The organism is Planktotalea sp. (assembly GCF_039984035.1).
In the GTDB taxonomy this organism is placed as follows: Bacteria; Pseudomonadota; Alphaproteobacteria; order Rhodobacterales; family Rhodobacteraceae; genus Planktotalea.
The window spans coordinates 1-10,901 of sequence record NZ_JBDWVM010000333.1 but is presented as its reverse complement, the minus strand read 5'-3'; the positions used below and the strand labels follow the sequence as shown (position 1 = coordinate 10,901).

General features: G+C 52.9%; 10 protein-coding genes. All 10 read left to right on the top strand.

Annotated features, from left to right (window positions below; genetic code table 11):
• A partial coding sequence (locus tag ABJQ89_RS15000; protein WP_348496991.1) for a tripartite tricarboxylate transporter substrate-binding protein occupies positions 1 to 595 on the top strand: 595 nt, incomplete at its 5' end.
• A gap of 61 nt (positions 596 to 656) precedes the next feature.
• Positions 657 to 2,060 carry an aldehyde dehydrogenase family protein gene (locus ABJQ89_RS14995; RefSeq protein ID WP_348496990.1) on the top strand — a complete coding sequence of 468 codons (1,404 nt, stop codon included), beginning with the start codon at positions 657 to 659 and terminating at the stop codon, positions 2,058 to 2,060.
• Positions 2,057 to 3,544: an AMP-binding protein gene (locus ABJQ89_RS14990; protein WP_348496989.1), complete on the top strand. Its 1,488-nt coding sequence runs from the start codon at positions 2,057 to 2,059 to the stop codon at positions 3,542 to 3,544. The genes ABJQ89_RS14995 and ABJQ89_RS14990 overlap by 4 nt, the downstream gene beginning before the upstream one ends.
• A 170-nt stretch (positions 3,545 to 3,714) precedes the next feature.
• A complete protein-coding gene (locus ABJQ89_RS14985) occupies positions 3,715 to 4,797 on the top strand; it encodes a GSCFA domain-containing protein (protein ID WP_348496988.1) in 1,083 nt (360 codons plus the stop codon).
• On the top strand, positions 4,794 to 5,576 hold the full coding sequence (locus ABJQ89_RS14980) for a hypothetical protein (RefSeq protein WP_348496987.1): 783 nt from the start codon (positions 4,794 to 4,796) through the stop codon (positions 5,574 to 5,576). Before ABJQ89_RS14985 ends, ABJQ89_RS14980 begins: the two co-directional genes overlap by 4 nt.
• A 74-nt stretch (positions 5,577 to 5,650) precedes the next feature.
• Positions 5,651 to 6,253 (top strand): hypothetical protein, encoded by a 603-nt coding sequence (locus ABJQ89_RS14975; protein ID WP_348496986.1) that lies wholly within the window; start codon positions 5,651 to 5,653, stop codon positions 6,251 to 6,253.
• A gap of 135 nt (positions 6,254 to 6,388) precedes the next feature.
• Entirely contained in the window at positions 6,389 to 7,426 is a 1,038-nt protein-coding gene (locus ABJQ89_RS14970) for a glycosyltransferase family 2 protein (RefSeq protein WP_348496985.1), read from the top strand.
• Positions 7,423 to 9,663, top strand: a complete 2,241-nt coding sequence (locus ABJQ89_RS14965; protein WP_348496984.1) for a glycosyltransferase family 2 protein — start codon at positions 7,423 to 7,425, stop codon at positions 9,661 to 9,663. Before ABJQ89_RS14970 ends, ABJQ89_RS14965 begins: the two co-directional genes overlap by 4 nt.
• Before the next feature lie 178 nt (positions 9,664 to 9,841).
• Positions 9,842 to 10,474: a LysE family translocator gene (locus tag ABJQ89_RS14960; RefSeq protein WP_348496983.1), complete on the top strand. Its 633-nt coding sequence runs from the start codon at positions 9,842 to 9,844 to the stop codon at positions 10,472 to 10,474.
• Between the two features lie 93 nt (positions 10,475 to 10,567).
• The coding region (locus tag ABJQ89_RS14955) for a fumarylacetoacetate hydrolase family protein (RefSeq protein ID WP_348496982.1) at positions 10,568 to 10,901 on the top strand (334 nt) is incomplete at its 3' end.

Sequence of the window (10,901 nt, the reverse complement as noted above, 5' to 3'; positions counted from 1 at the left end):
CCCTGCGGTGTTTGTTGTCGGAGCAGATAGCGAGTTCAACTCGATGGAAGACGTCGTGAACTATGCCAAGGCAAATCCGGGTGGTTTGACATTCTCGGGCGCGGGCCTGTTCGTTGGCCATCATATCGCGGCCTTGCAGCTTGAGAAAGCTGCGGGCGTGAAGCTAGCTTACATCCCCAACAACAAAGGTGGGGCAGGTGCGATGCGTGCCGTGATCGCTGGTGACGTCCTTGGAGGCGTGAATAACCTGTCCGATGCATTCCGCGCTCAGGCGGCGGGCAATGTTAAAATCCTCGGCGTCTTCGATCTGGAGCGCAACGCAGAATTCTTACCAGACGTCCCGACCATGATGGAGCAGGGGTTCGACATCGACAACGCATCGGTAAATTTCCGTGGCGTGATGGTGCCAAAGGGCACGCCGCAGCCTATCATCGACAAGTTGGCCGCGACTGTGCCCGCAATGTTCGAGAATGGCCGCGTTCAAAGCCGTATGGCTGCTGGGGGATCACCCATGCACATTATGACGCGGGACGAAGTGCTTGAAATGTGGGCAGCGCGTCAGCAAACCCTAGAAGAGCTTTTGGCTGATCTTTAAAAACATATGCGCAGCACCTCGATCGTGACGGTGCTGCGCAATTTTATACAGGAACATTCCCATGAATACTGTTGATCCCATCGCAGAGGTCGAAGCCATCGTAGCGCGTGCGCGCGCGGCGCAAAGCGCGTTTGAGCGTGATGGATCACAGCTGGCCTATGATCGTGCAGCGCAAGCTGCGGCATGGGCGATTATGGAACCTTCCCGCAATCAGCATTTGGCTGAACTTGCGGTTGAGACGACAGGCCTTGGCAATGTGCCTGACAAGATCATTAAGAACCATCGCAAGACGCTTGGTTTAATGCGCGATATCCAAGATGCGCAAACCTACGGGATTGTTAGCGATGATGCTGCGAGCGGCATAACGGAGGTTGCGCGTCCCATTGGCGTTATTGGTGCGGTTGTCCCTTCAACCAACCCGGGTGCAACACCGGCAAACAATATTATCAATGCTCTAAAATGCGGTAATGCGATTGTTGTGTCACCGTCCCCGAAAGGCGTGCCAACTTGCGAAGCATTGCTTGGTTATATTCACGCGGAATTCGACAAGCTTGGGATCGACACTGATCTTGTGCAGATGATCCCGGGTCGTGGATCGAAAGAAAAGACCCAGCGCTTGCTAGAAATTGCTGATTTGATCGTTGTCACTGGGAGCCAGAACAACGTGAAGCGCGCCTATACATCCGGCACACCTGCCTTGGCTGTTGGGGCAGGTAATGTCGCTGTGATTGTCGACGAAACTGCAGATCTAGCGGCGGCAGCCGAAAAGATTAAAGCATCTAAAACCTTTGATAACGCGACCTCTTGTTCATCGGAAAATGCGGTTGTTGTTGTCGATGAAATCTATGATGCCTTCGCCGCTGAAATGGCGCGGACTGGCGGTGCATTGATTAAGGATGAAACGAAAGTGACCTCAAAGCTGTGGGTCAAAGGTCATCTAAATCCACAAGCCATCGCGCAAGATGCGGACAAAATGATTGCGGCTCTTGGACTGACGGATGAGGTGCCTGCGGATACGTCCTATTTGGCGGTAGAAACCAGCGGAATTGGCGCTGAACATCCGCTTTCTGGCGAAAAGCTGAGCCGTGTTTTGACCGTGTATCGTGCCAAAGATTTTGAGGATGCGGTTCGCATAACTTTTGAGATCGAAATGCATCAGGGCGCGGGGCATTCTGTTGGCTTGCACACACAGACCGATGATCGGCCACTTGCGCTTGCTCGGGCGATTCCCACCAGCCGTGTGATCGTGAACCAAGCGCATACTTTTGCAACAGGTGGATCGTTTACCAACGGCATGCCGTTTTCATTGTCTATGGGGTGTGGGTCATGGGGTGGCAATTCTATCGATACGAACCTGCACTGGCGCCACTTTATGCAGACCACCAAAATTGTGCGGGAAATTCCGGCCAATGAACCGGCCCTCGAAGATATCTTTGGCGGGTATTGGGGCGAGGCCGGTAAATGATCTTCGACGCTGCATCGCCCCCTAAAGGCACAGTGAAAGACTGGCTGGATGCGCGAGCACAAAGTGATGAAATCGCCTTTGTCTTTCCCGAAACGGGTGAGAGCTTGGGGTGGCGCGGTCTGCGCGAGGCGGCCCGTGATATGGCACAAGGGCTGTTTGGCTTGGGGATAAGGCAGGGCGAAAGCGTTGCGATAGTACATCCAAATGGCAGGGCTGGGGTGTTGGCGGTCTATGCGGCGCTTTACGGCGGCTTTCGCGCGACGATGATCAACTTGGCCGCTGGGCCAGATGCAATTGCCTATGCGCTAGAACACAGCGGTGCGCGATTTGCTTTTGTACATGACAGCCAGATCGAGCCGATCAAGAAGATTGCACCAGCGACGTTGAGCATCCTGACCGATAGCATGTTGCGAGATAGGACGCCTTTGCCAGATTTCGGCCCTGATCAACATGCGCTCTTGATGTACACCTCGGGAACCACGGGTCAGCCAAAGGGGGTTGTGCATACCCATTCCAGCCTAATGGCGGGAGGGTGGACGACGGCGGTCGCACATGAGTTGTCACCCAAGGATCGCGGATTTTGCGTACTGCCGATTTACCACATCAATGGGCTTTGCGTGACGATGATGGGTGCGCTTGTCTCAGGTGGGTCGCTCGCGATGGTGGCGAAATTTTCAACCAGTAAATTTTGGGGTCAAGTTGATACATCGATGGTGACGTGGTTCTCGGTCGTTCCGACAATTATCAGTCACCTTCTACACAGCGACAAAAATCCAAGCAAAGCAGTGTGTGAGCGGTTGCGCTTTGGGCGGTCGGCGTCGTCTGCGCTTGCCATTGAAACGCAATCTGCTTTTGAGGAACGCTTTGGTGTGCCAATCATCGAGACGATGGGGTTGACCGAAACGGCGGCCCAGATTTTGTCGAACCCCTTGCCACCTGCGGTTCGAAAAATTGGATCGCCTGGGGTCGCTTATGGCAATGAGATTTGCATCCTGACGCCCGATCTTACGCCTGCACCACCCTTGCAAGAGGGGGAAATTGCGGTGCGTGGTCCGAACGTAATGGCCGAATATTTGGACAATCCAAGCGCAACAGCTCAAAGCTTTGAAGGCGATTGGCTGCGGACTGGCGATCTTGGTCATTTGGATGAGGACGGTTATGTTTTCGTGACAGGGCGTTTGAAGGAGTTGATCATCAAGGGCGGTGAAAACATCGCGCCGCGCGAAATTGATGAAGTGCTGTATTCGGAGCCTGACATTATTGAAGCCGCGGCTTTTGCGAGGCCATGCCAAAGCTATGGCGAAACTGTCGAAGCTGCGGTCAGTGTGAAACCCGGTTCTTCGGTGTCAGAAGCGGCCTTGATTGATTTATGCCAGCAGCGGCTTGGCAAATTCAAATCACCTGATTGTATTCATTTCCTCCCCGAATTGCCTAAAGGTCCCTCGGGGAAAATACAGCGGCTCAAGCTTGTTGATTTAATCTGACGCTTGCCTGCATTCTTTGCTCATCGTTGCAGAAAATTACAGTTTGTGGAAAACTTAAGGTTCGCAAAAAGACCGGAAGTTATGTGGCACTGGTGTCATAACTTCGCCGTATTGGGGTAGGATAGTACGATGAAACGTGCGGCGTAGACCGTTTAAGGCAGGAAAAGAGTATGAGTAGTTCCCCATATAAGGGTTTGGAATCACGCGCATTTTGGAGCAGCGGTGTCGCTGAACAAAGTCCTTTAGCAATGGATGATTTGTATCGCCGCAAATTTCGGATGCGCAAACACGAAGCGATCGCGACGGCAGGGAGCTGTTTTGCACAGCACATCGCCCGCCATTTGAAAGCGCGCGCCTTCAATGTGATGCAAATGGAACCTGCCCCTCAAGGGTTGAGCGACGCGGATGCCAAGGCGCAATCCTTTGGAATTTATACCTGTCGTTACGGCAATATTTATACCGCTGCACAGCTTTTGCAGCTGGCGCGTGAAGCGTTGGACGGACATGAACCTGCCGAGCCGATATGGGAGAAAGACGGGCGTTTCTATGACGCGCAACGACCTGGGGTCGAACCCAAAGGTTGGGCCACTGAAGAAGAAGTTCGCGCCGCGCGCCACTTCCATTTGCGCAATGTGGCAGAGATGTTCCTGTCGATGGATGTTTTCGTATTCACCTTCGGTTTGACCGAAGCTTGGATCCACCGTGAGACTGGAACGGTCTATCCTACAGCGCCAGGCACGATTGCTGGGCAATTTGATCCTGAGGTTTATGAGTTCAAGAACTACACCCACTCCGAAACACTGCGCGCCTTCAACAGTTTTCTGAAATTAATGAAGACGCATCGAAAACGTCGGTTGAAGTGCATTATTACAGTGTCCCCTGTTCCATTGACGGCTACGGCGAGTGACGATCATGTTCTGGCCGCGAGCACCTATTCCAAATCAGTGCTGCGGGGAGTTTGCGGCGAGCTGAGCCAGAGCAACCGCCATATCGATTACTATCCGTCTTATGAATTGATCACTGCCCCATCATCGCGCGGAATTTTCTACGAGCGCAATTTGCGCTCCGTCTCTGCTCCCGGTGTGGAGAACGCGATGCGGGTGTTTATCAATCAACATGATCCTTCTGGCGGCGCGGTAAAACCCGCCCCTGCTCCTACCGCGCCTGCGCGCGCCTCAAAGGCAGAAGAGAGGGATCAAGCTGCGGATGATCTCGTGTGTGAAGAAGTCTTGTTGGAGGCCTTTAACAAATGAGCAAGCGTATTTGTGTTTTGGGCAACTCACATGTTGCTGCGTTGAAAGATGGCTGGACTAATGAGACCAAAGTTCACGCAGATTTCTTTGGGTGCCTCAAAGAGGGCATGGCGAGCTTTGGCGATATCGACGGAAAACTTGGCCCGCTTGATCCGAATGCGGCGGCGTTCTTTAAGAGCATCGCAACGACGGGCGATTTTGTTGAGCCTGCAGATTATGATGCCTTTGTTCTGACGGGGATGAAGTTTTTCCCCAACTGTCTGTTTCGCAATTACGCGGATTTTGCGACGCCAAGCACGCATAACCATGACGTCGCGCGAAATTTTGTCAGCGATGCAACGATGGTGGATGCGGTGTGGGGTGAATTGAATGACGGTATGATGCTGCATACGGCGCGAACGCTGCGCGCGAAGACCGACGCGCCAATATTCATTGTTTGGCAGTCTTTCTTGAGTGAGGGCTTAAGAGATATCGAATGGCGTGATGCGCTCTATGCACCTATCGTGAGCAATAATGATGGTGCTTATGTTCATGCGATTATGGCGCAGATTGACCAGCGCCTCGTCGCGGAAGGGTTTCAGGTGCTCAGCCAACCAGAAGACACGATTGAAGCGGGTGTGATGACCAAGCGCGAATATTCCGAAGGGTCTAAACAGTTTCGCGAGGGTGGCGGCCCAGAGCACCGCGCGCTTGATGTCTTTCATATGAACGAGAGGTTCGGCACGCTGTGTTGGCAGACTTGGTTTGCGGACAGCGAATTGGCTGAAGCGGTGCAATAGTCGCGGGCGTGTGCCTTTAGGAAGAAATTTACTGAAAGAGTTTATGTGAGTCCCTGAACAATCAGAGAGGACTTATGAGCGAAACTCTTGAATTGATAAAACGGCCAGAACTCACCTTTGAACCAAAGGTGGGCCGATTTGTGAAACAACATTACGAGCAAGCAAATGTCATTCTTGAATACGGGAGTGGCGGTTCGACTGTGCTTGCGTCGGAAATGCCGGACAAAGTAATTTATTCTATCGAAAGCAGCCGCGTGTGGACGAAAATGATGCGCACATGGTTCGAACATGCGCAACCCGTGTCTATGCCGATGTTGAAGCATGTGAACATTGGACCCACAGGTAAATGGGGATCGCCTAAGGATGCGAGCCGTTTTCAAAGCTACCATCTTTATCCCTTGTCGATTTGGGATGCTGATAGTTTCAGACATCCTGATGTCATCTTGGTTGATGGACGTTTTCGTGTCGCCTGCGCACTGACGGCGATGCTACGTTGTACCAAGAAAACAACATTGCTGTTTGACGATTATGAAAGTCGCAAAGGCTACCATGTGATAGAGGACTTCCTTGAAAAAGAGGCGGTCGTTGGCAATATGGCGCAATTCACAGTGCGGGAAAGCGCATTGACACGGGAGAAATTGACCGAAGTGATTGGTATGTTTGCCCGCCATTTTTAGCGACGTTTGACGGTGGTTTCATCGATAGGACTCTCAAACAACAGTTTGTGGTGAAGCGTGCACAAAGGGTAACTTTGTTTGGATATTTCGCGTATAAGGGCGAAAACGCGATAATCGCGAGAGCAGAGAACTATTTTGAGCATTCTAGGCATCACATGTCTGCGCAATGACGGGGCCTATGCACCGGAATGGATTGCGCATCATCTAGCGGCTGGTTTTGACCGGATGCTTGTGCTGTCCCATGACAATACCGATGGCACGGATGCGGTATTGGAGGCATTGTCACAAGACCCGCGCATTTCCTATGTGCCCTTCGCGCCTAAGGGCAAGAAATCGGTGCAATGGCAGGCGCTCAAACTGGCGCAGGATCATCCTTGGTTGGCAGAGGCTGAGTGGGCGATGTTCTTTGATTGTGATGAGTTCTTGTGCCTGCCAGAGGGTGGCAGTGTAAGAGATTTAATTGCTGCATTTGAGGCAGAACAGGGAGCGTTTGATGCGCTTGCCTTGCCTTGGCGTTTGTATGGGTCAGCAGGGCAGGACCGACGCGAAGCGGGTTTAACGCCGGAGCGATTCACCAAAGCCGCGCCAATGGATGTGCATTTCCCGTTGGCACATTTGTTCAAGACATTGAATCGCCCAACGGCCTTTCGTGCCCTTGGGGTGCATCGCCCGCGTGCTAAAAAGTCAAAACCGGCGCGCTGGGTGGGGCCTGATGGGTCTGTTTTATCCCCGCAATTTGCGGCTCAAGATGGGGCAATTTCAATATATGGCGTCGATCAAGGCGCGCGTCGCGCGTGGTTGAACCATTACTCCCTGCGTTCGAGCGAAGAATTCCTGGTGAAGCGAGCGCGGGGATTGCCCAACCATATGGAGCGTGAGATTGGCCTGACCTATTGGGCAGAGCGCAATTGGAATAGCGAAGATGCGCCAGAGATTTTGCCGATGTTAGATGCGACGCGCGCAGAGCTAGAAAGTATGCCCGATGTTGCTGACTTGGTGTCCAATTGCCTAAATGTGCAGGCACAAGTCTATCGCGAAGCGGTGGATGATATCGATGTGCTTCGTTTGCAATTCAGGCTTGGCCTTCTTGGATCAAGCGTGCCGCCGAGCGCGGCTGAGGGACGTGCCTTTTTGCGCGCTCAGATTAAGATTTTACAGAGAGACAGAGTATGAGTGCCCGTATCATTGAACGCCTTTTGGCGAGCCAAACCGTTGAGGACATCACCCTGCTGGACGCTGTAGAAGCTGAGGTTGACGGCAAACGCCAAGTGACGTTGTTTTTCGATACTGGCGTTGATTTGGCGCAGATCGTGGCACCCAAACGCGCCAAACAAATTGAACTGCGCTCCGTGGGCGGCGCGCCTTATGTGACCTATGAGGTGCCAAAAGGCGCGTTGACGTTTGAATTTGCGGGTGAACCTGTGGAGATCAAACCGGCAGAGGCGGAGCTGGAGATTCTTGAGGGCGCAAATGTTCTGGCGGCGGTTCGAAACGGTGAAGATGCAAAAACTGTGCTCACTTGGCTACGCTATCATGTTGCGGAACATAGCATGACAGGGGCGGTGATCTTTGATCGTGCGAAGCCGAGCAGCGACAAGGCGTTCGTGAAGGCCTTGAAAGCGGGCGCGGCAAAGCTCGATTGCACCGTCATTGTGTTGAGCAGCTCTGTACCCTTTGGGAGGACTGATCTTCCGGCGGAGGCGCATCCGTTCTGTGTGGCAGAAGCCCCCGGCAAGGACCGGATGGAAATACCGCCGCCCGCGCCGTGGGACGCGCCGCTTGGCGCGCTTTGTTATTATGAGATTACGCGGGCGCGGTTCTTGGAACATGCGCGCGCTGTTGCAAACATTGATGTGCATGATCTGATGGAGCGCTCTGACATATCTGTCTTTGATTTAGCGGTCAGAGCAGAGGGCGGTTTGATCGCGATATTCGGGCGCCATTGCTATCCTTGGCGCGTGCGCAACAATCAACCGACTCTCTTTGCGGATCATATATGTGTGCAATTTGATGCGCGCGGCGGACGGCAACGCTGGTGTATTGCGCCATCAAAAGCGCCCGAGGCGGCGGTTTGGCGATTGGTGCGTATGGGCAATGTGGTGCCTGATCCTGAAAAGAAAATGGGATTTTACCGGCACATGTCTTTGCGCCATCCGAGCGAAGCAATTTCCAAGATTGTTCCCAAAACATCGCTCATTGAGCACCCACCATTGTTGGAAAAGTCCAAGAAATTTTGGAAGCACAATCCTGTGCGCATGCCTGAAATCAAACAGGATAAAGTCGCTCAGGGACGCGGGCGCTGCGCCATTGTGACGACGATGAAAAACGAAGGCCCGTTCATTCTGGAATGGCTGGCTTATCACAGAGCGATCGGGTTTGACGATATTATCGTTTATACGAACGATTGCACGGACGGCACGGATACGATGCTGCAAATGTTGGAACGCAAAGGCATTTGCCAATGGCGCGAGAACCGGTTCCAAGAAATGGATCTGAAGCCGCAGCACGCTGCACTTCAATCTGCTGAGGAAGAAGACGTCATTAAAAACGCCAAATGGGCGACCTGCATTGACGTGGATGAATTCGTGAACATCAAGGTTGGCGATGGCACGCTCGATGCGCTGTTTGCGGCGGTGCCGGATGCAAACATGATTTCCATGACGTGGCGCTTGTTCGGCAATGGCGATGTGCAAGACTATGTGGATGGGCCGATCACGGAACAATTCCTGCGCTGCGCCCCTGAATATGCGCGCAAGCCGCATCAGGCGTGGGGCTTCAAAACTCTGTTCCAGAACATCGGTTTGTTCAAGAAATTGGGCGTGCATCGACCCAAGGGGCTGAACCCGCAGCTGTGGGAAGATATCAATTGGGTGAATGGATCGGGTGTCCCGCTGCCGCGCGAGATGTATCGCAATGGGTGGCGCTCTACGATAGAAACCTATGGCTATGATCTGGTGCAACTCAATCACTACGCTGTGCGCTCGGCCGAGAGTTTCTTGGTGAAACGTGATCGTGGTCGCGTGAACCATGTGGATCGGGATCAAGGCCTCGCCTATTGGTTCCGTATGAACAACAACTATGAACAGGATGATTCAATCTTGCCACGGCTGGATATGATGAAGACAGAGTTGGCCAAGCTGATGAGCGATGCTGAGATCGCCGCCGCGCATGAGCATTCGGTGAAATGCCACCGTGCGAAGATTGATGAGCTGAAGGCGACCGAGAACTATTCAAAGTTCTTTGCCGAATTGACCAGTGCACGTCAGGAAAAATTGGCGCGTTTGCATGGGCATTTTGGATCGAACGTTTTCCTGTCAGGGCCATTGGTAGTGCCTGATGAAATCGTCGAAAAAGACCCAGAGGAAGAGTGGTTTTTCACGGTCGAGTTACAAGGCGAGACAGCGCACTAGGCCTCAGGGATGTTCTCTTTCACCTCATAGATGAACTCCGAGAGGTGTGGGCGCGAAGTTTGTGATTTGACCCAACCACGCTTTGCGCATGGAGATAGGCAGATGAACGACTTTGCCCTGCAAGTTTTCGATGTCAGACTGCAAAGATAACGTTGGTCAAAGCTAAGGGGATTCTCAAATGATCGATCTACAAACGGCATTGCTTTTTGGTCTTGCGAGCCTTGCACTGACGGCAACGCCGGGGCCGGATATGTTGTTGATTGCTGCGCGCTCTGCCGCGCAGGGGCGCTTGGCAGGTTTTTTCACCTATCTGGGCGTCGCGGCTGGTTCGTTCTTTCACGCGCTTTTGCTGGCCCTTGGCCTGTCGCAGCTGTTTCTGGCGGTGCCATACGCATATGATTTGGTACGCTATCTTGGTGCGGCTTATCTTGCGTTTCTGGCATGGCAGGCGTTTCGAGGTGGGGACGCTCCGATAGAAGGGCCTGCGCGGAATAGAGGATTGTCAAAAGCCGTTATGTTCCGGCAGGGGATGATTTCGAATGTGTTCAATCCGAAGGTCGCTTTGTTTTTCCTCGCGCTCTTTCCCCAGTTTGTAGATCCTGCGCAGGGCGCCGTTGGCACGCAAGTCATGGTCCTTGCCATTATTTTGAACGTCGTGGGGTTGGCGGTGAATGGGACGGTTATTCTACTGATTGGTAGCTTCAATCGGTTCTCATCAGGATCGCAAGAATTCGCGAAAGTGTCGCGCTATTTCCTTGGAACGGTCTTTGCGGGGCTTGCGGCGCGGCTCGTTTTGGACGGCCAGCGCTAGGCGTCTTCAGCGTTAACAATATTGTTGTAGCCTAGCCCAAGCTTGACAGCTCAGCTTGAGATAGGCGAAGAGCGTGCAACTTTAGGAGATACCATGTCAGACTTTTTGTTCCCCGTCGCGCCTACCCGCTCCATTGCCGTTGCTGGCGAAACAGCTTCCTTTCCACTGAACAGGATTTTCTGTGTCGGCCGCAACTATGCAGCGCATGCTGTCGAGATGGGCGGCGTTCCTGATTATGAAGCGCCGTTCTATTTCACCAAGTCGCCTTTGCACTCTAAGGCAAGTGGCGGCAGCATTCCTTATCCTCTGGGAACACAGAACTATCACCATGAGATGGAGCTTACGATTTTGATTGGCGCTCCGGCGTTTCGCGTTTCAGAAGAAGACGCGATGAATGCGGTCTATGGATATTGCGCATCGCTTGATA